Source organism: Citrobacter sp. wls710 (assembly GCF_005281115.1).
In the GTDB taxonomy this organism is placed as follows: domain Bacteria; phylum Pseudomonadota; class Gammaproteobacteria; order Enterobacterales; family Enterobacteriaceae; genus Citrobacter; species Citrobacter werkmanii.
The window spans coordinates 55,428-81,364 of the sequence record NZ_SZXD01000029.1 but is presented as its reverse complement, the minus strand read 5'-3'; the positions used below and the strand labels follow the sequence as shown (position 1 = coordinate 81,364).

Genomic DNA, 25,937 nt, shown 5'->3' with positions numbered 1-25,937 from the left:
AGCAGTGAACGTGGCAAAGAATTATTATGACATCACCCTCGCCCTGGCAGGTATATGCCAGTCGGCACGCCTGGTGCAAGAACTGGCGCACCAGGGGCATTGTGATGCCGATGCGTTACACGTTTCACTTAACAGTATCATCGACATGAACCCCAGCTCGACGCTTGGAGTCTTTGGCGGGAGTGAGGCGAACCTGCGACTTGGCCTTGAAACGTTGCTCGGCGTGCTCAACGCCAGCAGTCGTCAGGGGCTGAACGCGGAACTCACCCGCTACACGTTAAGCCTGATGGTACTGGAGCGTAAGCTGTCAGCGGCCAAAGGCGCTATGGACACGCTGGGAGACCGTATCAACGGCTTACAGCGCCAGTTGGACCATTTTGATTTGCAGTCAGAAACGTTGCTGAGCGCGATGGCTGGCATTTATGTTGACGTCATCAGCCCACTCGGCCCGCGTATTCAGGTCACGGGTTCCCCTGCTATCCTCCAGAGCCCACAGGTTCAGGCTAAAGTACGCGCTTCGCTATTGGCTGGCATTCGTGCAGCAGTGCTCTGGCATCAGGTTGGTGGAGGCCGTCTGCAACTCATGTTTTCTCGTAATCGCCTGACGACTCAGGCAAAACAAATTCTTGCTCATTTAACCCCGGAGTTGTGATCTATGGAATTATCCTCACTGACCGCCGTTTCCCCTGTCGATGGACGCTACGGCGATAAAGTCAGCGCGCTGCGCGGGATTTTCAGTGAATACGGTTTGCTGAAATTCCGTGTACAGGTTGAAGTACGCTGGCTGCAAAAACTGGCCGCGCACGCAGCGATCAAGGAAGTTCCTGCTTTTGCTGCCGACGCAATCGGTTTCCTTGATGCGATCGTCGCTAACTTCAATGAAGAAGATGCCGCGCGTATCAAAACCATTGAGCGTACGACTAACCATGATGTGAAGGCAGTTGAGTATTTCCTGAAAGAAAAAGTGGCTGATATCCCGGAACTGCATGCCGTTTCCGAGTTTATCCACTTCGCGTGTACGTCAGAAGACATCAACAACCTGTCTCACGCGCTGATGTTGAAAACCGCTCGCGACGAAGTAGTCCTGCCATACTGGCGTAAGCTTATCGACGCAGTGAAAGATCTGTCCGTACAGTATCGCGATATCCCTCTGCTCTCCCGTACCCACGGTCAACCTGCCACCCCGTCTACGCTGGGCAAAGAAATGGCTAACGTGGCTTACCGTATGGAGCGCCAGTACCGCCAGCTTAACCAGGTCGAAATTCTCGGTAAAATCAACGGTGCCGTGGGTAACTATAACGCCCACATCGCCGCTTACCCGGAAGTAGACTGGCATCAGTTCAGCGAAGAGTTTGTTACGTCGCTGGGCATCCAGTGGAACCCGTACACCACGCAGATTGAACCGCACGACTACATTGCCGAGCTGTTTGATTGCATCGCACGTTTCAACACTATCCTGATCGACTTTGACCGCGATGTCTGGGGTTACGTGGCGCTGAACCATTTCAAACAGAAAACTATCGCTGGCGAAATCGGTTCCTCCACCATGCCGCACAAGGTTAACCCAATCGATTTCGAAAACTCCGAAGGCAACCTGGGTCTGTCTAACGCGGTACTGCAACATCTGGCGAGCAAACTGCCGGTTTCCCGCTGGCAGCGAGACCTGACGGACTCAACCGTTCTGCGCAACCTGGGCGTCGGTATTGGCTATGCACTGATCGCGTATCAATCCACACTGAAGGGCGTGAGCAAACTGGAAGTGAACCGCGATCATCTGCTGGATGAACTGGACCATAACTGGGAAGTTCTGGCCGAGCCGATCCAGACCGTGATGCGTCGCTATGGTATTGAAAAGCCTTACGAGAAGCTGAAAGAACTGACCCGCGGCAAACGCGTTGACGCTGAAGGTATGAAGCAGTTTATCGACGGTCTGGCCCTGCCGGAAGACGAAAAAACTCGCCTGAAAGCAATGACGCCAGCCAATTACATTGGTCGCGCCGTCACTATGGTTGATGAACTGAAGTAATCTGTATTGCGCCGGAGAGCAATTGCGCCTGTTCCGGCCACCAGTTTATGTCGTATGCTAGCCGGATAAGCGTCAGCGCCTTCCGGCTTTTTTCGCCAGTGATAGCCTCCCTTCCCCCGGTTTATTAAATGTTTATCCCCACAGCCACATAATCAGCGTTAGACTATAAAATTGATTTTGTAAATTCAGTAAATACAGTTAATTATCATAAAATCAATCAGTTAATAAAAAACAGTCTTGGACAATTACGGGCAATGTAAGCCATTTCATCGCCCCAAATCATGCCCCAAACTGATTTTCGCCCCCAAATTTGCCCCTATTTAAGGGGCTTCCCCGAGCATAGTGGAAACCTTTTCAGTACGCCATGATCAGCCTCTCGTAGTGTAACATCACACTTCCACTGACTGTCCTTGCAGAGGCTGAAAAATATCCTGCATCAGGAGTCTTGTAGAATCCCACCGGGAGGAAAACAGGTTAAGAAAATACCAGCTTAAAATATAAAGATTGATGAGAGTGCTTTTTTGAGACTAAATAGTGGTTACAGGCATGATTTTGTTTCGAACTTCGTTATGGCTGATGGGAGTGTACCTTGCAAATTCGACTAATGGATGAAGCTTCTTTGAGCATGTGGGTTGGACTTCGAAGTCAGCTATGGCCAGACCATAGCTATGAAGATCATATTCTGGATGGCCAACACATTTTATCTTGTCCCGATAAATATGTTTCATTCCTGGCAATAAATAACCAGAGTCAGGCAATAGCGTTTGCCGATGCCGCGGTTCGCCATGATTATGTGAATGGTTGTGAAAGCAGTCCGGTGGTTTATCTTGAAGGGATTTTTGTTATTCCTGAGCAGAGAAGCCATGGCGTTGCCAAACTACTGGTTGCAGCCGTACAGGATTGGGGAGTGGCGAAAGGTTGCACCGAGATGGCAAGCGATGCGTCTTTAGATAACCATATATCCTATCAAATGCATCAGGCTTTAGGCTTTGAAGAAACCGAACGTGTGGTATTTTTCAGAAAAAGAATAGCTGGTTAAAAGTCGCCACCACAAAAGAGGAAGGCCTGTACTTAAATAGTATCAATGAGAGGGGTTATGTTCATTGAACTGGTTTACGATAACGGACATGTTGAAGGTTGAGTTGGTGCCAGACAACTTATTTTGCCCGAACTAACGAAGCGAGTGTGCCAGATTCTCCATGATGCAGACGCTAAGGTTAAACTAATGCAGACTAACGGTTTGAATAGCGATGTCAGCAAATGCGACCAGGAAAGCTGAACCGTATGCTGGAGGATATGTTTGAAGAGGCTGATATGTGGCTAGTTCAGGACTGAAGCACTATTGCCCACGTACGTGGGCTTTGAGAAAAACAAGTAACTCCGCTACCAAGACTTCAAATCAGGTTGGATATTTCATAGATGGTTTGTATTAAGAGGTTAGCGGTTATAAGCATTTAGATGTATTAGCTCAGAGTTGATCTGACGGTTTTCACTGGCAGCACACAATCAAATCTGACAGTCTGCTTTGAGCGAAATAAGACGTTGCCACTTTTTCCCAAAAAAGTACTAACAGAAACAGTGGCCTTTCACTATTTAGACATCAAAAATCTGGAGAATATTTCACAGGAGACATGGCACCTTTCTTTCTTAGAACGTCCGGAATCTTTTTACCAAGGTAAATTTTTGCTATATCAGGAGGGGCAAGTCTTCCCCTGAATCCAAAGCGGGATTTTTGAGTAGATTCAAACTCATCATCTGCATCCCATGAAGGCATCTCGGGGAAATTCTCACGGGTAGATTCAAGCCACTCATCAGCTATATAAACCCCTCTGACGATTCCCCTCACTGTAGCCAGTATAAATTCAGCCTTACGAGCACGCTCAACACGCACACGCCAGCTAAATCGTACGGCATCATAGAGGTCTACATCCTTTGAACTTCTATTCACGGAAATCATCAGGACTTTATGTTGGAACACGACTGTTTCGGGCTGGTATGTTGCGATTAATTCTTTGATGTGTGCTGGACCATATTCATTACTGCCAGCACCGCTCATAATGTTAGTTAAACCGGGGTAGGCGTCGATAAGTGCAGCTTCAACCTCGTACGCGGTCTTTTCATCGGCCATACCGTGCCGGTGGATTACATGGATGACCTCAAGACCAGCCAACCTTATCTCTCGAAGTTGCTTGAGTTTATTACTGAGCAATTCATCATCAACCGCAGCGACTTCACCGCGCATATGAGCAAATACTCGATTCCCTTTCCCTTTCCCTACGTAAAAGGTACTTCCATCCCTTGGATCAATTAATCGGTATACATACCAGCCAAGATGTTCCATTACTCCCGGAGGAAACTCCTTGATATCCATGCCATAACTCCTAGTACTTGATTCATGAGGCATAAGCTAAATATAGCAATGTCGATTAACAACTAATAGTACCAATTAATCTCCCCTATAATTGATATACCGAAGAAAAAGCAACGTCCGCTTATGGCACAGACCTGCCTGTCACATTAGGTTTAGGTCTGTGCCATAGCTGTTCAGGTCAGGTCTGATTTAATACAATTTAGGCGTTTAGAAAGGTGAACCAGCACATTACTTCCACTCACTCCAGCCAACTGGATATTCAGCAATGGCATTAACATCTGTAAGTAACGCTACCTCCGATTTCATCTGCCTCTGCCGCTCGTGAACTCTGAAGCCGTACATTACCCTTGCCTGCACCATCGCTGCCTCCAGCTGTTGCAGGAACTCAAAATTCACAGGAACATCGTGGTTATCCGCATCCGTCCAGAAGAATCCTTCCGGTAACTTTCCTGTACTGCCAGCCATAACCACGGGCGCAAGACGCTCCTGCGATGCTTTGCCTCCATCCCACCGGCGATTGTCCAGTTCAAAAATAATGTTGGCGTTTTCCTGAACGTCCCGCCAGTTGCTGATTTCAGTCAGTTTCTGATTTCGTAAATCCTCCACCATCTTGTCAGTCATAATAAAAGGGGCTACAGGTCCATACTTTCCTGATTCAAGCTCGCTGTAGATACGGCGTCCATGCTCCTCAAAATCATTCTGACATGCAGTGAAAGGCAGAAACTCATCAAACTCTGCAAATTTAACCCTGCAGTTAATCGCTGTATGTTCTTTATTCGCCCACTCAGGAGCCTGAATGTCCTCAATATTCATACAATCTCCTGCTATGAAATTCGCTGAAAAAGACCAGCATAATATTGAAAATTATACCCAGATATACCATCCGATGAAGTGGTTATAACCCCACACGAACGCCATGTACCCGGCAAAGTGTATGTCTGGTTAGGACCCCAGATACAAAATGATGCTTCACGATTGCTGTTAGCTAGAATTCCACACGCCCGTAAGCTACTCCCTGCAAAATTTACACCGGGATTCAAAGGACTTCTGGATGGTTCCATCAATGCCAGCGCAAACGTACCTACAGCATGAAGAGCACCCGCTGGTGCACCTGCTGGTCCCTGCGGCCCTTGCGGTCCCGTAGCACCTGTTGCTCCTTTTGCGCCTGCCGGTCCTTGTGGTCCAGTAGCTCCTGTTGCACCCTTAGCGCCTGCAGGCCCCTGTGGTCCTTGCGGTCCAGTTAACCCGGTATCCCCTTTATCTCCCTTATCCCCTTTTGCGCCTGCCGGTCCCTGCGGACCTGCTGGGCCAGTTGCTCCAGTAGCCCCTCTGGCACCAGTTAACCCGGTATCTCCTTTGTCACCCTTTTCACCTTTTGCACCTGCCGGTCCCTGCGGACCAGCAGGGCCAATTGGTCCTGTTGCCCCCGTTAACCCGGTGTCTCCCTTGTCACCCTTTTCACCTTTTGCACCTTTTGCACCGGCTGGCCCCTGCGGACCTGGCGGACCACTGAGATCTTCACTTTCCTGTATCTCTTTAATGGTATCAGCGGCGGCTTTTGAGGCTGCACTTCTGGCCTGTTCTGCAAGAAGCTGTGCTTCATCCCTTGCCTGTCCACTTTCTTTCTCACTGGCAGCAGCAGCCTGTGCGCTGTTCCGGGCATTCAGGGCATTTTCCTGAGCTTCATCGCGCAGCGTCAGGGCCTCATCTCTGGCCTGTTCTGCGCTGGTGGCGCTCTCAGCGGCTTCATTTTTATGGTTCTCAGCCGTTTTGGCTGACTGCAGGGCTGACGCTCCACTTGAAGATGCCGATTCTGCACTGGCTGATGCCGCAATCTCTGATTTAGCGGCCTTGTCGCTGGATTCCCTGGCATGCTGTTCACTTAGTGCTGCAGCTGCTGCGCTGTTATTACCCTGTTCTGCAGCCTGTGTAGCAATGAGGGCGCTTTCACGCGCTGAGGTTTCAGATGCGGCTGCATTACCGGCATGCTCACCCGCTGTTTGTGCTGAAGAGGCGGCACTTTCGGCACTTCCGGCTGCAGACTGTGCCGAAGTACCTGCCTCCTGCTGCGCTTTCTGTGCCGTATCAGCGGAAGTTTTTGCCACTCCGGCCTGTTCCGTCGCTGTCTGTGCAGACTTTGCCGCACTGTCCGCATCTGCACCGCTGGCCAGAACGTCCTGTGCTGTCTGCCGGGCAGAATCTGTGGCAGATTGGGAAGACACATCAGCCGCATCGGCAGAGAGCGCTGCCAGGCGCTGTGACTCTGCCGCAGCCGTTGCAGACAACGCCGTCGCGTCTTTACTCTGCTCTGCTGACTGTGCGGCCTGTTCGGCGCGTTCCCGATCCTTCTCTGTTGCACCGCTCAAATCCACAACGCGGTTTACCATTTCCTCAAAGCGTTTCATCACCTCCGGACGAAGATCCGCATCCTTCGGCGCATCGAGGAACGCATTCAGGGTATCCGGCTCATCGGTCGGGGCCACATAAATATCGCCGGCCACTGAGGGAGGAAAACCTTCCCGCAGCAGTGACACACTGTAATAACCTGGTTCAGCCTCAATGCTGTAGTGGCCATTCGCATCCGTAACAGAGGATGACGTCACCTCAACCACAACGGTCGGGCTGGTTTTCCTGGCACTCAGCTGAATAGTGCAGTCCTGTACAGGTTTTCCCGCGCCATCTTTGAGAATGCCTGATATGAGTACCGGCATAATACCTCCATAAAAAAACCGCCCGGAGGCGGTTTCTGTTATTAACTGATTGTTATCCCGGCTGATGACTTTTTCGTCACAATAACCAGCAGGTCACTGATTCGGGAAAATGGATAGCCGCTGCTGTTACCGTGTGTACTGACGCTGAAACTCAGCGTCATCCGTCCGCTCCCGGCAGGCATATCAAGTGTTCGCGTAAAAACGGCCGGTACACCTCTGCTTGTCTGCTTGTATATCTCCACCCCGTTTTTCCTGACAGTCAGCGTACAGTCATCCCATACGTCATTACTGGTCTGGCTGTCATACGCTGCACCCTGAAAAGTAATCGCAGGAATGGAAACCTGTCGGTCAAAAGACTGGTCATCTTCAATCACGACTGTCAGTGTCCCGTTGGCGTACCGTTTTTCACCGTTACTGGTTATGAAGTAAGGAAACTCCCTGCCCGCTGCCTTAACAATATCTCCCAGGATACGCTCGGCCCGGAGTGTCCCCTTTATGGTGCAGTTTTCCTCAATCATCACATTGTTGAGAGCACCAGAATTCGCACTGATATGGCCGTTGATATCCGCATTACGGGCAGTAAGCCTGCCGTCAGGCGTCATTCCCGCCGCTGGTGATGCTCGGCGCTGTCAGATATTTGAGGAACACCTCGTTCATAAATATCTGATTACCCTGAGCCACAAACATCGGGGTCTCATTGCCGTTTGCCGGGTTGATAAACGCGATACGGTCAGCCGCCACCAGAAACTGGCTCACCTTTCCATCTTCCGTGTCCTCCATGCTCAGGCCCAGACCAGCCACATAGTGCCTGCCGTCTTCGGTCTGCTCTATCTTCACGCCCCACATGGCGTTCCATTTGCCGTTCGCGTCCTGCCACTCTTTCGAAAACTCATCCAGCCGGCTGGCGTTGTCTTCCGTCAGTTCCACCTTCTCCAGCAGTTCTTTCCCCAGGTGGCTTTCGGTGATTTCCCCTTTGAAGAAATCCAGGTAACCCGCCGCATCGTTGCTGGCCTGTCCTTTAGCCTCCACGAACGCCGATTTCCCGACCTGGTTCACGGCCCGGATATAGAAGTAATAATCCTTGCCGGGTTTGATATTCGCGTTTGCTGCAATCCAGTACAGCGCGGTGCCGAGATAACACGCACCGGTTTCCACCTGGCGGATATCGGCAATCTGCTTATCCGTAAACCAGAATTCATACTGCACCGTGGGGTCATATACCGCCTGGCGCGGGGTGGCGGTTATCTGAAAATAGCCGGGAGTCAGCTCAACATAAGAAGGTTCTGCCGGTGCGGCGATGCTGAAATCCGTGCTGGCCGGATCGCCCTGCTGGCCCTGGCTGTTCACCGCCCGCACCGTCAGGGTGTAGCGCCCCGGCGTCAGGTTACGGAAAGTATGCTCCGTTTTTGTCAGGGTCAGGCTACTGGCCAGCCGGTCGCTGTTATCTTCCGCTTTCACCGTCAGGCGCAGGGAGAAGTTAACCCCCTTAACCACACGCGGGGTATCCCATCGCGCCCGCGCCTGATACTGTCCCTCCTCTGCCAGAATCTCTGTGGTCAGGTGCTGCACGGCAGGCGGCGTGTTCGTGATACCGGTGTCCGGTAACGGATCAAACGTCGCCCCGTTGTCCACGGTGATCTCTTTCTCCGGAACATGCTGCACGGCGGTGATGGCATACGTGCCGTCATCGTTTTCCCGTATGGCCACGCAGCGAAACAGCCGCTGGCGCAGGTCCGGCAGTTTCAGCCCCCACACGCTGTACTCCGCCACGCCAGCGGGTAACTGGCTGACGGTCACGCGGTCCGGGGCGGGGTGCGCGGTGACCGCGACGGTAACAGGCTGGCCATTGCTGCCCACCAGGTTCAGCACCACATTGCCGCCTGCCGGTATCTCCACCTCACGGTCCAGCGTGAGCGTGCGCGTCAGGCTGTCGACCGACAGGATGCGTCCGCCCACGGTCACGCCAGCATAATCACTGTCGCAGACCTCGATAATATCGCCGGGAACGTGGCGCAGCCCTTCGGCCCCCACGGAAAAATCCACCGTCTGCGTTTCCAGCAATTCGGTGGTGATGGCCCACAGTCCTGCGCGGTGCGCCTGCCCACGGCTGGTACAGGCGAACGCATCCATCTTCAGAACATTGCGACCGTAGCGCCGGATGGCGGCGTCGTTTTCCACCAGCTCGGTGGACGTTTCCCAGCCGTTGTTCGGGTCGGTGTAACGGACCTCGGCGGCATTGTGTCGCTCTTTCAGTGCGCTGAAGCTGTAGATGAACGGCGCACCGTCAGCGGGCATCACCACATTACTCTGCGTATAGGTCCAGACTTTATCGGCGGGCCGGTCCTGCACAAACGTCAGGGTGCTGCCGTTCCAGACCGGCATACAGCGCATCAGGGAACAGAAGTCCCCCAGCACGTCCCACGCTTTACGCTGGTCCGTCAGATACGCATTGCAGGTGATACGCGGCTCCGTCCCGCCAAAACCATCAGGAACAGACTGATCGCAGTACTGTGCAATGGCATACAGCGCCCACTTGTCCACATCGGCAACACCAATGCGGCTTCCCATGCCATAGCGCGGGTGAGTCAGCATATCCAGCACACACCAGGCTGGATTATCTGTCCAGGCGGGTTTAAACGTCCCGTCCCATATTCCCGTATAAGTCCGTTTTAACGGATCGTAATTCGACGGCACCGGCACAATACGCCCGCGCAGGTGATAGTTTCGCGTGACCTGCTGGCTGCCAAACTGCTCCGCGTCCACTTTTACGCCGATAACAGCGGTATTCGGGTAACGTTGTTTCACATCGATGATTTCGGTATAACCCGACCATACCGTTTTGTTCTGCAGCAGGTCTGTCGTACTGTCATCAGTGAGACGCAGCATGCGGACTTCAAACGGTCGGGGCGGTAAATCATCAATCACCACGGATGCCAGAAACTGCGTGGTCGTTTTCCCCGTAATGGTGATATCCCGCTCCACCTGCCACTGGCCATCCCGGCGAAACTGGATCAGCATCTGTACGCTGGTCGGGTTGCGGTCGCCTTTGGTACTGGTGCTGACCAGCGACTGCACACCAAAGGTAAAACGCAGACGGTCCAGCGTTTTAGTGGTAATGGTGCGGGTCACCGGCTCTGACTTCTTCACCTCCACACCCAGCAGAGTTTCAGCGCCAGAGTCTTCGAACCCCTCCATCGCGGTCTGCTCATCCTCCCCCACGCGGTAAACCACGGTGACGCCGTGAACCATCGCGTTACCGTCGCTGTCGAGGACCGGCGTTTTGTTAATTCTGACACTCTTCAGCCCGTCCACCGGGCCTTCTATCGGCCCCTCGCAGATGGCATCAACAACGGTCAGCATCTGACTGGATTTCAGATCGTCAGGAGCCTCATGCGGCGTTTTACTGCTGCCACCACCCTTACCCATAATCTGTTCCCTCTGAAACGACAGAACCGCCCGGAGGCGGTTCTGTGTAAATACAAATATGCTGTAGTAAGTCAGCGACCGATGATCACCACCTGTCCCCCGCCACCTTCATCCCGGGTGCTGATTTCCTGGGAGATCGTGCGGGAGCCGACCAGCATTTCACCGTATAACACCGGCAGGGCATTACCCTGCGCCACCATGTTGTCCAGTGACGAAAACCAGGTGTTCTGTTTGCCGTTATCGGTCTGCCGGGAGGAGGGTATTTTTGCCTGGGGTGTCAGCATCTGCGCCACACCGCCCAGCATCATGGCTACCCCCATAGAAAACAGGACCGAGGATGCCGAAATAGCACCGGCAGATAATGCGCTACCCCAAAGAGCAAGAGTTGCCCCGCCAGTTAAAAAGGATGCGCCGATTGCCACGGCACCCAGCACCACCTGGAACAGACCACCTTTTCCAGCCCCTGCTATACGCGGCACAATATGAATAATGGCCCCGTCCGGCAGCGGCTCATGCAGACGGGCTGACAGACTGCCTTCATCCACATCCTGACCGGCGATGCGTATCTGATACCAGCCATCATTCATTTTCTGCCGGAAACCCGGTAACTGCATGGCCAGCGCGTAAATGGCCTCAGCCCCCGTTTTTATACTGAGGCTGAAGCGGCGGCCAAATCGTTGTAAATCCCCGTGAAGGCAGACTCGTGCCATGCCCGGTGTCGCCAGATTGAGTGTGTGCGGCGTTGCCATTTGTCGGTATACCTCTCGCGTTTACTTAGCTGGTCAGGAATATGGTGTAACAGTTCGCCGTCGCCGCAGTAAATCGCGGCATGGTTGGCAACCGATGAACCAAAACAACAAATCAGAATGTCTCCGGGCTGTGCCTCTGCGGCATTCACGCGGTAAAAACCGGTCGCCTCCAGATTATCCAGATAGAGATTATCTCCCTGCTTCCACCAGTCCTCCCCCCGCGCAAAATCCGGCATCTCAATCCCCGCCAGATGGTACGCATCGCGGAACAGGGTGTAACAGTCCGTCACGCCATGCTCAAAAGCCCGCCCGGTGAGGAATGGCACGCAGCGAAATTTGTATATCCGGTTATCGCAGACCAGCCACCACGGCAGGCCACTTTGCACCTGCAGGCGGCGATCAACATCGCTGAGAAACGGCAGGCCATCGGGATGGCTGTGTACCAGGGCCACCACATCACCTGCCGCCTGCGCCTGAAGGTAATCTGCCGGATCCATGCGAAAATACAGGGTTGGTTCAGCGGAAAGATTCTGGCAGGGAAAATACCGCTCCCCGGCTGGCGTGTTCACCACCCAGCCGCATGATTCAGCCGGCGCACACGCAGCGGCATGCGCCAGGAGTGTTTTTTTCATGGGTATATCCATCAGGAAAGACGGTTAATGGAGAGGAAGCAGCCGATGCGCGGCAGGTTATTACGCAGTTCGCACCCGGTACGGCATTTGCTGCAGGCATCTTTTGCCGGGTCTGCCGTGGGCTTGTCAAATTCATCCGCCACTGATGGCCCGGTATAACCACACTCCTGCGAACGGTAGGTCCAGTTGCAGACATCAGCCAGCATGATCCGCGCTGGAAACACGCTGCCGTCCGTTTCGGTCGGTGTGGCCAGCACGAAGGTCGCCGTGGTGGCTTTCAGCTCCGACAGTTGTTCAATCAACCAGCGGCTGACCACTTCCTGTTCCGGATCGGCCTCCGGGTTGCCGCCTGTAAAGTTCACCGCATCGAGAAAACGGGCGTATACGACATGCCTTACCACCGTGGCACCGACGAGGCTCTGCATATCTGCCGCAAGTCCCGTAACCATGCCAAACAGGTTCGACACTGCCAGCGTCGGGCGGGCGGAAGTTCCTTTCCCTACCAGGTCGAATCCGGTTCCCTGTATCGGGTAAACGTCGTACTTCCGGCCCTGCCAGGTGACCGGCTCGCCCTTCTCGTTCGCTTCATTTGAAAAATAGTAACGCTGGCCACCAAAGGCCGTCAGGTCGATTTCCCACAAATCAATGCGGGCCGACTGCTCGGTTTTCGTGGTTTCATTCAGCGTATCCTGTGGAATACCCTGCATATACCCCTCCTAAATGACAACCTGCTCAAACGTGGTGGTGTAAGTAACCCACATAGCCCCGACACTGACCGACCATTTCCGGCACACCACCCGGATTTGTGTCCAGGTATATGGCGGCGTCCACAGAAACGATTTCACGCCGCCATGCCGGGAAAGGAAAGCCTCCAGTCGCTGATGCTCCCCTTTGCGCACTTTGATCGTCACATTATATTTCGCCAGATTGCTGTTCAGGCCTGCGGGGCGACGTTGCTCATAGCCATCACCCATCTTCACAGTAATGACCTGCGGTTCGGCCTGCATCGTCATATCCGGACGAATTTTCCAGTGAAAGGTTTCCATGCTTAGTCCTCAGCTTAATCTGCCGCCGTCGCGGGATTGCTGCGCGAAAAAATCTGCAGCGGCTTTTCGTCCCACGTCATAAACCGCTTTCAGCGCCCCGGGGCCAATCTGTCCGTTGCTGCCATCCTGATTGATAATTTCGATGTGATACTGCGGCGCAAACATCGCCATCCCTCCCGCGCCAGCGGCAACCACACCTAACTTGCCATCAGCGCCCCGACGTAACGGCAGAATCGCCTCCGGTCCGGCTTCGCCCATCACGCCAGCCCCTTTTGCAAACGCAAAGTATGTTGGCCTGTCCACCACACTGCCGCTGTACCGGCTCAGACTGGCAGACTGGTAAACCCCTCCGTCAGCGTTTGCCGTTACCCCAAACCCCAGTGCATTTCCCACGCCTTTCACAACCTGCATCATCGCCATCTGCGCCATGATTTTTGCCAGGTCAGAGAGAAGAGAGGCGGTGAAAGATTTGAAGTTCAGTTTGCCGGTGGTGACAAATGTCGCCAGGCCGTTCCCCATACTGCTGAAGGCAGACGAAAACATCTGTTCGGCCGCACCCGCCGCACTGCCTGCATCCGCTGTGTAATTCTGAAAGGCCCGGGCGGCCCCGTTCTTCCAGTTCCTCTGTTCAACGGATAACTGCTGCCAGTAACGGCGGTTTTCATTCAGCTGCACGTTCAGGCTGTCACGAAGTTTTTGCTCTGCCTCGCTGTACTCTGTCGAACCGTATGTTCCTTTTTGCCGGCTGTCCCGTTCGAGTTGTTCCATTTGCTGTGCAAACTTCTGGCGGAGTGTGAGTTGTTCCTGATAACGCTGTTTCTGCACATCCCCCATGCCGGCAGTGGCCAGTTCGAGATCGTGCTGCTGGCGCTGCGACTTTTCTTCCAGTTTTAGCTGACTTGCCAGCTGAACCGCCTTTTTCTTCAGGTCATTGAGCGCACTCTGACGCCGAAGCTCTTGCTGTTTTACATCGAGCAGCGTCAGCGCCTGAACCAGTTCATCCTTGTGGGCCAGGACACTCTTTTCATCCGCCGTCAGCTTTTTACCGGACAGGTCGCTGATACGCTGCTGTAGCGCCAGCAAACTCTGGTACGCGTCCGTCATTTTATCGGTGGCGAGTCCGGCGCTCTGTTTTGCCTGCGCAATCTGTCCTTCCACCTGCGCCTGCTGCTGGCTGTACTGCAGCAGTAAACGACTGGCCTCATCATTACGTGTGGCGGCGGTTTTAGTCGTTTTCGGCTCTTTAAAGGCTTTTTCAATTCCCGCGCGGGCGGTCGCTATCTCTTTATCTGTCCATAGCGAGGCGATCCCGTCTTTTGCATCCTGTCGGTTTTTCGCAATCAGCCGGTTCAGCGACTGTTCAGCCTGCACACGTTTTTCCGTCTGCGTCGCGCCGCTTTTGACCAGCTGGTTAAACTCCTGCTGATTACGGATAGCCTGCGCCTGCTGCTCCGTGCGCTGTTTTTCTCGTGCCGCAGTAAGTCCTTCCTGCGCATACGCTTTATCGGCCTCATCATAAGCCGCTTTTTTCAGGGCGAGGCTCTGACGGGCATTTCTCAGGCGTTCAGCATCCGCCTTCTGCAGGGGAATGCTGCCGTTATAATCCGGATCCACTTTGAGATTACGCGACAGTGCCTGATATTCTTTTTCTGCGGCCTGCCACTGTGCAAAGGTATCCTGGCGTTTCATGGCGGCATCAGGATTACGTCCGACGCCCAGCATGGCATCCCACGCGCCGGATGCAGCGTTTTTTACCCAGTTCCAGGCTTTTTCCAGCGAACCGAGATTATCCTGTACGGCAGCAGCCCGCTGCATGACTGTGTCAGAGTATGCCTGCATGGCCAGCGCGGCGGCCCGCTGCGAATCCCCCGCCGCCTGCGCGGCAGAAATCTGCTGGTACTGCGTGGCGGTCAGAAAATGCAGGGAGTCGTTCAGCGCCGCCACGGCATTCACCGGATCCTCTTTCAGTTTTTTAAACTGGCTGATGGTTTCACTGATGTCCTGCCCGGTCGCCTGTTTCAGACGGGCTGCAGCATTCGCCACCCGGGAAAGGTCAGCGCCACTAAATACTCCACTCCCCACCACCTGCGCAAGCACCCCGGCGGCGTCGTGCTGCGTGACCCCGTTCCCGGCAATACTGCGGGCCATCGCCTGAAGCTGTCCGGCAGTTTTTCCGGCATAATTCCCGGTCAGGATAAGCTGTTTATTGAACTCTTCCCCTTCCTTCGTTCCCGTATACCAGGCTTTCCCCAGGCCCCAGACGGCAGCGGCAATCGCCGTGATGGTGCCGCCCACTGCCAGTCCCTTCGGCGACATCAGCGTGTCCAGCCATCCCGCACGGTTAGCAAGCGTCACGCCACTACCCCGCAGCGCCCCGATATCACCACGCAGAAGTTCGCCAAACAGCACGCCCAGTTCCCGACGCGTACCGGCACTTTTCAGACCCAGTGAACGGGTCGCCGTGCCCGCCTTTTCCATTTTTTTGATGTACACATCTGCCGCACTGCTGACACCAAGCTGGGCAGCTTTCACCCGTAACAGCTCAGTGGCAGAGAGTTGCTGCCGGGTCGCCTGCTCTTTGAGTTGCTGAATAAACCGGGCTTTTTGTTTAGTAGCGGCGGCCTCCGCATCGGTCAGCGTGCGGGTTTTCGCTGCCACCTCTGAAGTCAGCGCCAGATAATCCTGCTGTGCAATACTGCCGCTGTTTCTCGCCTGGCGGATTTGTGTCTGGATACGCTGCAGCTGTTGCAGGCCATTCTCCAGCGATTTAACGCTGTCAATCTGACGGTAAAAAGCCGCGCTCGCCTGATCCTGGGCTGCAGCTACCGCTGTGGCCTGCGCCCGCTCCTCCTGCATTCTCTGGCTCAGAGCCGCAATATGCCGCTGCGTCATGTCGACACGTTTTGCCACCTGGTCATATCCCTGCGCCGCCATGACCATCGCCTGTTTCTGCCGCGTGCCGGCATCAGACGCGGCAATACTCCCGTCCACATAGGCCCGGCCCTGGCTTTTAAGCGCTTCAATAAGATTTTTTTGCCGCTGTGTGACGATGTCGGTTTTCCCCGAGACCTCATCCAGCAGTTTTTTCACACGGGGCACTTCATTTTTAAAGTCTGCGGCATCGACACTTAAATCAATGACCAGGTTCGCTATCTGGTCCATAACGGACACCTCCGGTTATACCCTCACCCAGGCGCATCAGTTCATCATCAGTTTTTTCGGGGACCGGTTCAGCGGCACTTAACAGACGAAAATCGTCCGCATCCTGCGCGACCCCTGTCACCAGCCCGGTCACCAGCGCTTTCAGCGTCGCAAACTCCGCATCGAGCAGGGCATCACTGAAACTTTTCAGGGAAAAATGCTCCGCCCACTCCCCCAGTTCTGACGCACTCATTTCTGACAGCATCCGCCGCCAGTCCGGACGGCGGAACTCCCGCGCCAGTTGCATCACAAACGCCAGTTCCCGGGTCAGGGCTTTTCCGGTGTCAGCGCGTCCTGCTCAGACGTGTCGGCATCCTCACTGGCATCATCCGCAACAGGGACCACCATGCCGCTGAGCATCAGGACCTTATCCGCTGCCAGTCCCAGAGCGTCAAAAGACCACTGCGCACGGACCGCATCATATAAATGACGGGCGTCGTCTTCCTTCTTGCTTTCGCACAGCGAGCGGGACACCAGCCAGGCATTGATATCTACACCCATCTGCATAAACGCGGCCTGCCACTCCTGCTCCGTCAGCGCCTCCGGCAGGGCGTCATATTCCGCGGTGCGGCTCTGGATAAACATCAGGTAATCCACCCGCTGCAGGGCAGACAGTTCACTGAGCACGGCGGAATGACCACCGTATGTAAAGGTATCGGTTTTCAGAAACATGATTTTTTCCCGCAAAGCCCCGGAGCCGGGGCAGGAATAAGAAAATTAAGGGGCAGTGACCGTGACCGGGGCCACAGCGACCAGGCTGCCGTCCGTGGTGATACCGACGACAGTCACGCTGCCCGCTTTCACCCCTTTCACGGTGGCCACATTGTCCTTTTGCGTGACGGTGGCAAGCGTGGTATCGGATGATGCGATACGCAGGGATTTGTCCGTGGCATCATCCGGTTTGAGGGTAAAAGTCAGCGTGGTGGTGGCCCCGACCGCGACCGACGCATTTAACGGCTCAACGGTCACCCCGGAGACACTGACCACGGACGGCGCGTCTTCTTCAGCCAGGAAGGGACGCCCTACGCCACTGATTTTCACGGTGCGCGTCATCACCTCTTTGGCGGTAATGGTTTTACCGAGCGAACTCAGCCAGCCACGAAAGATATCGACGGTGCCGTTGGGGTATTTGATGCGAAAGGCACGGACCTCGCCAGAGTCAAACAGATCCACCAGCGTCTTCTGTCCGGTTTCGCCGGGTTTCCAGGCCAGCGTGGCCGTGGTGTCACCGACACTTTTCTGCCCCTGCGTGGTACTTTTCCAGTCAGCATCTTCATCATCAAGATAATCGTCATCTTCCGCATCGGCAGTCATTTCACCCGGCTGCAGATCTTTAATACCCGCCAGGCGCAGCCAGTCATCATCGGCAAGCGGATTGTGAAACGCGTCTCCGCGTCCGGTATACAGCCAGAACGTGGTTCCGGCGCCTTTGGTTTTTGCCAGTGGATTGGGTACTTTCATATCAGGTTCCTCAGTGGGTATAGGTGATCCGGTACGTGATTTCCGCCATACCCCACGTTGCCATTTCACTGTCCCGCTGGTAGTCATAACCCAGCGGCGTCATCGTATTGATAAGGTTTTCCAGGCCGCTGACCTCTTCCAGCGCGGGGAATATTTTCTCTTCCATCCACATATCAAGCTCCGCATCCGGTGCCTGCGCTTTCAGAAATACCGCCACATGGAGAACGGCCTGCCAGTCGTTTTCATCAAGCATCTGCCCGGCGAACTGCGCATCAGTCAGCCAGACAGCCAGCACGGGAAGCTCTTCGGCTTCAATAAAGACCGGCAAACCGTCGTGCAGCATGGCAGACGATCCGGACAGGGATTCAAGTTTCACCAGCACGGCGTGACGAATCCGGGTGTGTTTGTTCATCGGGTCAGATACAGCCTCAGTTGTTGTTTCAGCGCATACGCCAGTTGTTTAGGCATATCCTGCTCCAGCATGCGTTTTTTCTCCGTTTCAAACGCCTGCGTCAGCGGGGCAACCAACGGGATTTTGACAACATCGATCGGGTAGCGGTTTTTGCCGTTCACGCGTCGCATGACATGCCAGCGACCGTTCGCCAGTTGCTGAATAAAGGCATCCCGGAACAGATACGGGCCGATTTTCAGCACGCTGCCACGACGCAGGAGTTTCCCGCCGCGCCGGGACAGCCTGACCTGTGCACTACCAAGTTTGATGGCAGGCAGGTTGCCGCGATTAACGCGGATACGGGCATAGTTTTTTCCCGTTGCGCTCGCTTTCATGAGCCTGACGCGCTGTTTCACCAGCCGGAAAGGGATCCCTTTCTTCTGGTTATCACCTGCAACGACCTCTTTTGCGACACGGTGCGTGGCGGCGGACACTGCCGAGGCCGCCACGCGGTTGACTGCCCAGGCGCAGGCCTGCGGCACCATTCGCAGGTCCAGACTGTTCAGGTTACGAATGGCATTCTCCAGACCCTTCAGAGACATGATTCACTCCAGTGAAATCTGGTACTTTCCGTTGACACGCTGCCAGCGGGTGACGGTGAAATCCTGCCCCTGCCAGAGCACGGCCTGCTTTCTGGCGGGCCTGTACTGCGGGCTGAACACAATCAGGTGTGTCCCCTCCCCGGAAAGTGCACCCAGTTCAGCCGTAAATGTGGCCTCCGCAGCGACATACTCCGCCCCGTCAATCAGGACAGGCCGCCCGAAGCGGACAGCCGTCACCTCGTCCATCCTGGTGCTCAGGCGATCAAAGGGATTAGCCATTAAGCCGCACCGGCACAATCTCATCCCCTTTTGCCGCCGGCGCCCAGGTCACGCCCACCAGTGGCAGTCCGCCCGTCGCATCCAGCTGCACCTTACCGTCTTTCAGATACACTTTTTTCCCCGCCGCCATCACGTCGGTGGCCAGTTTGGGGACCAGAAAAACGCCGTGGGCGATGCCGTCTCCGGTGGCGCCTGCAGCAATATCGGTGACAGCGACGACGAACACATCGCCGGCCTGCACCAGATCGCCACTCTTTACCGCAGCGGTGGCCGTAATGGCGAGTGTGGTGCCCGCCTGTACATAATTCTTTGCCATAATGATTTTCTCCGGTCCGGTCACGAATGACCGGATTTCAGGCGTAAAAAAAGCCCTGACGGGCCATTCGGATGGTTATTTTTGGTGGTTACGCGGAACACTTCACCAGACCGCGGTGATCGACCGGCGCCACCCCGGCATCGATACGCACTTTGGTGGTCACGCCGTCGACGCTGAAACCGTCCTGCTGATCGATATACGGTGTATCCACACCATTGAGATAAGCCACTTCAATCGTGTCAGTGCCTTTGGCGGCAGCCAGATAAAAGGTGGACTGGCTGTTATCGTCCAGACGCGGCTCGGCGATGACGGTCGCAAAATCTTTCACCGGGTTAATAATGCCGGCGTTAATGTCTGCGCCTTTCACACTCGCGGACTTGATCACCTGGTTAGTGACGGACTCCAGTGCTGTCGGCACCAGCACGAATGCCGGACGAATATTCAGGTGACGCTCACCTTCTTTCTGGGTGCGCATCAGCTGGCGGGCTTTATCCAGTGAGGCCACATCCATCAGCGCCCCTTCCAGTACGTTCGCGTGCTTCGCCTTGTCGAACAGGTTCACGTTGTCCGTGGACATTTTCGGGTTGGCTGTCAGGATGGCATAAACCAGATCGGCAATGGTGGACTTCGCTGCCCGCCCCAGCTTCATCGGGACATCGGTCAGCATGTTCAGGTCGTCGTTAATGATGGCCTGACGGGTGATACTGAACAGTTCGCCGTAGGTTGCCAGAGCAATGGCAGCCTGCTTGTCCCCGGTGGTGACGTACTTATATTCCGCCCCCTCACGTACCTGACGCAGGGCATTAAAGCCTCCCATGCCCACACGGTGTGCCGTTTTAAAGTCAGAAAGCTGCCCCTTGCGCGTCCACTGTTCGTAGGTTTCCGGCGCCTCTTCCCAGCCCTGCAGAATGGCCTTGTTTGCCACATCCAGCAGAATGTTGCCGAAATCTGAGGTGCTGTGCGTGAACGCCATACCGACCATCTGCATCGGATTGAGTGTCGAGACACCCACGCCACGTTCGGTCAGTGACATACGCGCCAGTTCCCGCATGGTCATGGCGTTATACGGGTTATCGGCCTGGCTGCTTTCAAACCCCGCCCGTGCCATCAGGGAAGCCCGGATGCCGTCCCCGGCAAAGTTACCGTTGCCCGCATAGATATGGGAGAGCATCGGATTTTGTGTGTTCTGCGTCCCGCCCAGCGTATTGGTGGGGGTCACTCCCCGGCCCAGTGCCTCCAGCAGTTTGTCTTTCGCCGCGTCCACATTGCAGTCCACATCCGCAATGCACTGCGCCATCAGCTCGCCGTGGCGGTTACCGAACATACCAAACACATTCTGGATCCCGCTGATACGCTGGCGCTGCTCTTCCTGAAAACGGGCGCGCAGGGTGATTTCATCCGTCCCCGGAGCAGTGGTGGCAGGCTGGGGCGCCGGCGTGGTGGCCGCCACCGGCGGCGGGGTCACGATAGCCTGCGGCTCCGGCTGCGTCAGTGTCCCGGCGTTACCCTGGGGGGCAATAATCATGTTTTTGATGTTCTGTGGCATATGTTCAAATTCCTCAAGTCGTTTTGAATGCAGCTGAGCCATAGCCCGGACGGGCTGAATAACTTTGTCGGCAAAGCCTTCCCGGACACACTCGGCCCCACTCATCCAGGTCTCACTGGCGAGCAGAGCAGCAATATCGTCCGGTGATTTTCCCGTTTTTTCGGCGTAAATCGGGATGATGACACTTTCCATCTTGTCGAGCAGATCGGCATAGTCGCGGATATCAGAGGACTCACCGCCGGCTATACCGCGTGGGCGGTGGATCATCATCATCGCGTTTTCCGGCATGATGACGGGGTCGCCCACCATCGCGATAACAGACGCCATAGAACAGGCTACCCCGTCCACATACACCATTTTTCGCGCCGGGTGATTTTTCAGCAGGTTGTAGATAGCCAGCCCGTCGAAAATACTGCCGCCAGGGGAATGAATATGCAGGTTGATCTGCGTGATACTCCCCAGAGCCACCAGCTCTTCGGCAAACCAGTGTGCCGAAATCCCCCAGCCGCCAATTTCATCGTAAATACTGATATCGGCAGCGTTATCCGCCGCTGCGCGGATGGTGTACCAGGATTCAGCGCCGCTTTCGCTCTTCCCGCGCGCGGCTGCCATCGCCCTGGGTGGACTTTTCAGGGTCCTTTTTTTCCTCTTTAACATCGGATTGCTCTCCGGTTTCATGTGCCGGATCGGTGTCAAACACCAGTCCCAGCTTACGGTTTTCATCAGTTTCCGCCTTGCGGCGGCGTTTCACGTCGGCAGGTGCGCCCCCTCTGGCTCTCACCCAGTCACTTTCTGTAGCGGCCCCGCCACGTATCAGCACCCGCCAGGCGTTTGCCTCTTTGAGCGGGTCAATCCACGGCATGACAGGCCCGGAATACACCGCATTAAACAGTGATGACATATCCGTGCCGGCAGGTATCTCAATGGCACCGGAAGCCACCGCAGCAGCCAGCCAGCGCCGGTAGAGAGGACGGGTAAAGGCAGCAATAAAGCTGTCCTGAAGGATGCTGTACCCCTCCTGCGCCTCCACCAGCTCCTGACGCTGGGCGCTGTAGGTGCCGTCATAGTTTCTGGCAATGGAAGAGAAGCTGCCGCGCAGTCCGGCGGCCACCGCACGAAGCTGCCCCATCCGGAAAGATTCCAGACCTGCGTTCGGGCGGTCTGATTTGATCATCCCGATATCCTCCCCGGGATTCAGACCGTCAAACAACATGCCGGGCTGGATTTGTGTCTCTTTACGTTTCTCCGGCGCCACATAGCCGTCAGTGCCGACATCCTGCTTTTTGATGAACATGCCGAGAGACGCGGCAATCCGCGCCGCGATGCGCTCGCTGTCTTCGTACTCTTTCAGGTCCATCAGACGAATGATGACGGGGGCAAGAAGAGAAGCGCCGCGCGCCTGATTAAGACGGCGGGTAAAGCGCAGATGCAGCATATTTTCCGCAGTCACCTCTTTAACGGCGACTGCCGCCGCGCCCGCACCCGGCCAGGACTGGCAGACCAGATATTTCACCGGACGCCGCCACGCGTTGAAGTAAATCCCCTGCACCAGATTGCTGGCACTGTCCGTTTTTTCCAGCGGGATATAATCCGGCTCCAGCGCTTCAAGCCAGAACGGGACGCCAGCCACAGGTGACAGTCCGCTGATTTTTCCGGTCAGCACCTGAGTGAACACCTCCCCGTCACGCAGCCAGGTGCGCAGCATCAGCCTTTCCAGAACGGGACGGGTGTACTGCCCGGTTACATCCGGCGAAACAGACCATTCCGCCCAGCACCGGCGGATTTTTTCTGCCAGCACGCTGTCCAGCGTGCCCGCTCCCGTCAGGGGTTGCGGCTCCACGATGATCCCCTTCGCGCCGATGATGCGCTCTTCCATTTTGTCCAGAGCACCAATCACCAGATCATGATTGTTGTCAAACCACCGGGCCTGCTCCCGTAACGACTTCCCGGCCAGCTGGATTAACTGATCCCCGCTGCGATTTTCACGCTTCACCCTGTGGGTACGCGTGGGCGTGATGGCTTCATACGCCCGGATAGCCATCCGGGAGCGCAGACGGGACGCGCCCCAGCCGGGGGCCAGTGCACCAATCGCTTTATCCAGAAAATTCATGAGAACCTCGCCAGTGAATGGAGCTGTCGCTCGCAGTCCATAAGACGTAAGCGATCCTCGATCTCCTTACGCCCGCGTCGGATATCTCCCAGGCTCTCCATCGTCATTGACTGCCCGTTCAGGGTGATGGATTTCCCCTGAAGTACGGCAAGCTCCGCGTCAAAATAAGCCTGCTGAAGTTGCAATAACTGTTCCCGGGTCATAGCCAGCCTCCGCCGGACACGCCACCAAACGGCACTACCGTGTTGTGCTGTTCTGTCATCTCGTCTGTATCCTTCTCGTCCGCCACAGAATCAGGGGCGGTTGTCAGTGAATGTTTGCAGGCATGCGCAGACTGTTCAGGCAGACGCGCCCAGGCGGGAGGATTGTCCCAGTTGATACGCTCGTAACCGCGGATCATCACCAGAGCGTGGGCGTAACAGAGCAAATCCAGCGCCTCGTTTGCGCCCTTACCGGGTTTTGTCCATTTACCGTCCATGCCGCGCTCTTCGTAGGTCAGCTCCTCAAAAAACCAGTCCCCCAGCCAGTCAGGAATATGAACGTAGTTTGCCCCCGGCTCTTTGCGGTCGAGGGCTGAGGCGATTCGGTCTTTGAGGGCATTGGTCTGCAGGAGATAGAGCGGGACTTCGCCGCAGGCGCGGGCCTGTCGGTCACTGCGCCCGGTATTATTGGGATAGCTTTTGGAGAATATTTTTGGCCGCGCGGTACTGTCCCCCTTAAAGAGAAACACCCGCCCGGCAAGCCCCTCCCGCCGGCAGTGACGCCAGAACGCATACGCGTTATCCGTGACGCCATCCTCCCCACCGGAGTCCACCCCCATGCATAACACGCCCATTTCCTGTTCAGGATCGGCCACCAGAGGCCAGGCTCTTTCCAGAACATCCGTAATCAGCAAATGCCAGTCCTCCGGGTACGCGCCGGGGTTTATCTGCAGAGCCTCACCGCTCTCGTCACATCGCAGTGAGCGGGTAATATTGAAGCGGTCCACAATCCAGCGCTCACCATGACTGCCATAGCCCACCACCTGCACGACGAAACGGCGTTTTTTACCGCCCTGAACGTCCACAGTAGCGACAAGGAAACGGACGCCGTCGGGAACCCGTCGCGGGTGAAGTTTTTCTGCGCGGGCTATCAGCGTTTCGGCTTTACGTTGATCGAGGGATATACGCGGGAGGTAAGGCAGTCCCCAGTCTGTATTAATAACGGCTTTCAGCGTTTCTTCGCTGCCGGTGCGCTCATATTCCTCTTCCGCGGTCAGCAGTTTATAGACCAGTTGTTGCCACGTCTGATACGCCGCAGCCGGTCCCTCCATCCAGAAACTGGCGATACGTGAGCGCCGTGCTTCCCCGCTTATCTCGCCATTTTTACTGATAAGTTGCCCCTCTTTCAGCCAGACACCGCGGTTATTCAGTTCGCGTTTTTGTTCCGGCTGTATTAATGCCAGACAATGCGGGCACTGAATACGCGCCGCCTCGCTGGCGGCCATCAGGTCCGGGTTATCCCGGTATCCCACCATGTTTTCCATCGCAGGCTGGAACCAGTCGCCGCAGTGTGGACAGGGCCAGTACCACCGGCGGCGATCGCCCCGGTTATAAAGAGAAAGAATGCCGGTTGTGGGCGGCGCCTCATGCGGCGAAGAACGCCGCCATTTCACATCAGTGATTTCCCGCCCAGGTGAACTCTCTGCCAGCGTCATCCCCGCTGACATAAAGGTGGTGGTACGTTTGGAAGCCAGGGAAAAACCATCTCCCTCGCCATCGATATCTTCGGGAAAACGATCGTAGTCGGTCAGCGCCACCCGCTTGTAATCCGACGAAGAAAAGACGGTGATGGACGGCCAGCCGATTTTCAGGAATGAGCCATCACGAAACATTTTGTCGTGGACGTTGTTGTCATTTCGGGAAGGACTGAGCCGTTTTCTGACTTCAGGGCTGTGGTGGAAAGTGCGTGCCAGACGGGTTTTGGAGTGCTCGCGGGCTTTGGTTTCGGTCATCTGTACCACCAGCATATCAGCCGGATCGCAGACAATGCTGTAAACAATCCACCCGTCAATCAGCCCGAGAGTTTTACCTGTTCGCGCAGGCCCGGCGAAGATCACCGCATCATATTCCCGTTTTGACAGCGTGTTTATCGCTTCATTCATGTAAGGCGTTAACGTGTCATCCCAGGGAACCGCCGTATTGGCGCCGCGGGGCACAAACATATATTGCCTGACGCCTTCCGCCACCGGCATCCGGCGTGGTGGCCTCAGATATTCAGCGACTTCCTGACGCACCGCCAGGGCAGAGCCATACTTACTCCGCATCATCGTCAGTGGTCTCCTGCATTGCCTTAACTAACAGCATGCGGACTTCATCCACCACATCCTGCGCCTCGTTAAGCTGCTCCGCAGACCAGCCCTTATCCCTTTCCAGTTTGTCCGGCCAGACTTCCAGCACCTGCGTAACCGATTTGACGATTGCCGCCATTTGCTGACGGACATCGGGCAGCGGAACAACCTGTTTCATCTCTTTTTCCAGCCAGAGACGCCCCTTTTCAGAGTCGAACCAGTCCTTGCGCTCTTTCGGGGTCATCTTGTTGGGGTCCTGATGTTCAGCGGCCTGGGAAACGGGTGTTTCCATCAGTACGCGGATCACATCCGTCAGGAGATACAGCTTATTTTTTTCATTGCTTCCCGGTGCCAGGGGAACGCCCGAGAGACGACTGACAACCGTCTGGCGATGCAACCCCGTAATAGCGGCAAGCTGACTGATATTGCATTTGAGGTTCTTCAGTTCGCCGTCCATTTTTTACCTCTGGGGCTGTTTCTTTGCGCGCCCTCCCCCGTAAAAGCCAAAGATGATGAACAAAAAACACACAAACCATCATCTTTTAAAAATAAACAACATTAAAACAATGAGTTACAACATGATGATGATGCATGAAAAATCGAAAATGCGCCAAATCCCGCGCCGCTCCCGCCCCGTGGCAGGCCGCCCCGCCGGGAGGACCCGTTAAAAGGTAACCAGAAAATCTATGATTAGAAGTGAAAGCTTTGACAATGTTCAAAGTTTTTTGACAGAAATAAAAA

The 25,937-nt window shown here is 55.2% G+C and carries 23 protein-coding genes and 2 pseudogenes; 4 read left to right on the top strand and 21 right to left on the bottom strand.

Annotation, left to right across the window (positions count from 1 at the left end):
• The first annotated feature begins 10 nt into the window (after positions 1-10).
• From hflD to FDX14_RS12160, 4 genes and pseudogenes are all read left to right on the top strand, one after another.
• Complete coding sequence (gene hflD / locus FDX14_RS12175; RefSeq protein WP_042309320.1) at positions 11-652, top strand: high frequency lysogenization protein HflD; 642 nt, start codon at positions 11-13, stop codon at positions 650-652.
• 3 nt (positions 653-655) lie between these two features.
• Positions 656-2,026: an adenylosuccinate lyase gene (purB, locus tag FDX14_RS12170; RefSeq protein ID WP_016153410.1), complete on the top strand. Its 1,371-nt coding sequence runs from the start codon at positions 656-658 to the stop codon at positions 2,024-2,026.
• A 589-nt stretch (positions 2,027-2,615) separates the two neighbouring features.
• On the top strand, positions 2,616-3,065 hold the full coding sequence (aac(6')-If, locus tag FDX14_RS12165) for an aminoglycoside N-acetyltransferase AAC(6')-If (protein WP_202614065.1): 450 nt from the start codon (positions 2,616-2,618) through the stop codon (positions 3,063-3,065).
• Between the two features lie 57 nt (positions 3,066-3,122).
• Positions 3,123-3,361: pseudogene (locus FDX14_RS12160) on the top strand (DinI-like family protein).
• Positions 3,362-3,626: 265 nt separating this feature from the next.
• Here the strand turns inward: FDX14_RS12160 and FDX14_RS12155 are convergent.
• The 21 genes and pseudogenes from FDX14_RS12155 to FDX14_RS12055 form a co-directional block, all read right to left on the bottom strand.
• Positions 3,627-4,397 carry an LEM-3-like GIY-YIG domain-containing protein gene (locus FDX14_RS12155; RefSeq protein WP_121528922.1) on the bottom strand — a complete coding sequence of 257 codons (771 nt, stop codon included), beginning with the start codon at positions 4,395-4,397 and terminating at the stop codon, positions 3,627-3,629.
• Positions 4,398-4,625: 228 nt separating this feature from the next.
• On the bottom strand, positions 4,626-5,210 hold the full coding sequence (locus FDX14_RS12150; RefSeq protein WP_121528921.1) for a DUF4376 domain-containing protein: 585 nt from the start codon (positions 5,208-5,210) through the stop codon (positions 4,626-4,628).
• An 11-nt stretch (positions 5,211-5,221) separates the two neighbouring features.
• Positions 5,222-7,108, bottom strand: a complete 1,887-nt coding sequence (locus FDX14_RS25625) for a prophage tail fiber N-terminal domain-containing protein (RefSeq protein WP_161959059.1) — start codon at positions 7,106-7,108, stop codon at positions 5,222-5,224.
• A 41-nt stretch (positions 7,109-7,149) separates the two neighbouring features.
• Positions 7,150-10,534, bottom strand: a pseudogene (gpJ, locus tag FDX14_RS12140) (phage attachment tail tip protein J).
• 71 nt (positions 10,535-10,605) lie between these two features.
• Complete coding sequence (locus tag FDX14_RS12135; RefSeq protein ID WP_121528919.1) at positions 10,606-11,283, bottom strand: tail assembly protein; 678 nt, start codon at positions 11,281-11,283, stop codon at positions 10,606-10,608.
• Positions 11,181-11,915, bottom strand: coding sequence for a C40 family peptidase (locus FDX14_RS12130; protein ID WP_121528918.1), 735 nt, complete (start codon positions 11,913-11,915; stop codon positions 11,181-11,183). The genes FDX14_RS12135 and FDX14_RS12130 overlap by 103 nt, the downstream gene beginning before the upstream one ends.
• Positions 11,916-11,926: 11 nt before the next feature.
• Positions 11,927-12,622: a phage minor tail protein L gene (locus tag FDX14_RS12125; RefSeq protein ID WP_121528917.1), complete on the bottom strand. Its 696-nt coding sequence runs from the start codon at positions 12,620-12,622 to the stop codon at positions 11,927-11,929.
• A 9-nt stretch (positions 12,623-12,631) separates the two neighbouring features.
• Positions 12,632-12,961, bottom strand: a complete 330-nt coding sequence (locus FDX14_RS12120) for a phage tail protein (RefSeq protein WP_121528916.1) — start codon at positions 12,959-12,961, stop codon at positions 12,632-12,634.
• A gap of 9 nt (positions 12,962-12,970) precedes the next feature.
• Positions 12,971-16,123 carry a phage tail tape measure protein gene (locus FDX14_RS12115; RefSeq protein WP_121528915.1) on the bottom strand — a complete coding sequence of 1,051 codons (3,153 nt, stop codon included), beginning with the start codon at positions 16,121-16,123 and terminating at the stop codon, positions 12,971-12,973.
• Positions 16,095-16,412, bottom strand: a complete 318-nt coding sequence (locus FDX14_RS12110; RefSeq protein WP_121528914.1) for a phage tail assembly protein T — start codon at positions 16,410-16,412, stop codon at positions 16,095-16,097. Before FDX14_RS12110 ends, FDX14_RS12115 begins: the two co-directional genes overlap by 29 nt.
• Before the next feature lie 17 nt (positions 16,413-16,429).
• Complete coding sequence (gpG, locus tag FDX14_RS12105; RefSeq protein ID WP_121528913.1) at positions 16,430-16,834, bottom strand: phage tail assembly chaperone G; 405 nt, start codon at positions 16,832-16,834, stop codon at positions 16,430-16,432.
• Between the two features lie 45 nt (positions 16,835-16,879).
• On the bottom strand, positions 16,880-17,623 hold the full coding sequence (locus FDX14_RS12100; RefSeq protein ID WP_121528912.1) for an Ig-like domain-containing protein: 744 nt from the start codon (positions 17,621-17,623) through the stop codon (positions 16,880-16,882).
• Positions 17,624-17,633: 10 nt separating this feature from the next.
• Positions 17,634-18,035: a phage minor tail U family protein gene (locus FDX14_RS12095; protein WP_121528911.1), complete on the bottom strand. Its 402-nt coding sequence runs from the start codon at positions 18,033-18,035 to the stop codon at positions 17,634-17,636.
• Complete coding sequence (locus tag FDX14_RS12090) at positions 18,032-18,616, bottom strand: phage tail protein (RefSeq protein ID WP_121528910.1); 585 nt, start codon at positions 18,614-18,616, stop codon at positions 18,032-18,034. Before FDX14_RS12090 ends, FDX14_RS12095 begins: the two co-directional genes overlap by 4 nt.
• A 3-nt stretch (positions 18,617-18,619) precedes the next feature.
• The gene (locus FDX14_RS12085) at positions 18,620-18,862 is read right to left on the bottom strand and encodes a DNA breaking-rejoining protein (protein ID WP_252182529.1); all 243 of its coding nucleotides are present in this window, start codon (positions 18,860-18,862) and stop codon (positions 18,620-18,622) included.
• A gap of 25 nt (positions 18,863-18,887) precedes the next feature.
• Entirely contained in the window at positions 18,888-19,211 is a 324-nt protein-coding gene (locus FDX14_RS12080; RefSeq protein ID WP_001107910.1) for a DUF2190 family protein, read from the bottom strand.
• Between the two features lie 88 nt (positions 19,212-19,299).
• Positions 19,300-21,414, bottom strand: a complete 2,115-nt coding sequence (locus tag FDX14_RS12075) for a ClpP-like prohead protease/major capsid protein fusion protein (RefSeq protein ID WP_161959058.1) — start codon at positions 21,412-21,414, stop codon at positions 19,300-19,302.
• The gene (locus FDX14_RS12070; RefSeq protein WP_161959057.1) at positions 21,332-22,867 is read right to left on the bottom strand and encodes a phage portal protein; all 1,536 of its coding nucleotides are present in this window, start codon (positions 22,865-22,867) and stop codon (positions 21,332-21,334) included. Before FDX14_RS12070 ends, FDX14_RS12075 begins: the two co-directional genes overlap by 83 nt.
• Positions 22,864-23,070, bottom strand: coding sequence for a DUF6148 family protein (locus FDX14_RS12065; RefSeq protein WP_121528907.1), 207 nt, complete (start codon positions 23,068-23,070; stop codon positions 22,864-22,866). The genes FDX14_RS12070 and FDX14_RS12065 overlap by 4 nt, the downstream gene beginning before the upstream one ends.
• Positions 23,067-25,175, bottom strand: a complete 2,109-nt coding sequence (locus FDX14_RS12060) for a phage terminase large subunit family protein (protein ID WP_121528906.1) — start codon at positions 25,173-25,175, stop codon at positions 23,067-23,069. The genes FDX14_RS12065 and FDX14_RS12060 overlap by 4 nt, the downstream gene beginning before the upstream one ends.
• The gene (locus tag FDX14_RS12055) at positions 25,162-25,653 is read right to left on the bottom strand and encodes a DUF1441 family protein (protein ID WP_121528905.1); all 492 of its coding nucleotides are present in this window, start codon (positions 25,651-25,653) and stop codon (positions 25,162-25,164) included. Before FDX14_RS12055 ends, FDX14_RS12060 begins: the two co-directional genes overlap by 14 nt.
• Positions 25,654-25,937: the final 284 nt, after the last annotated feature.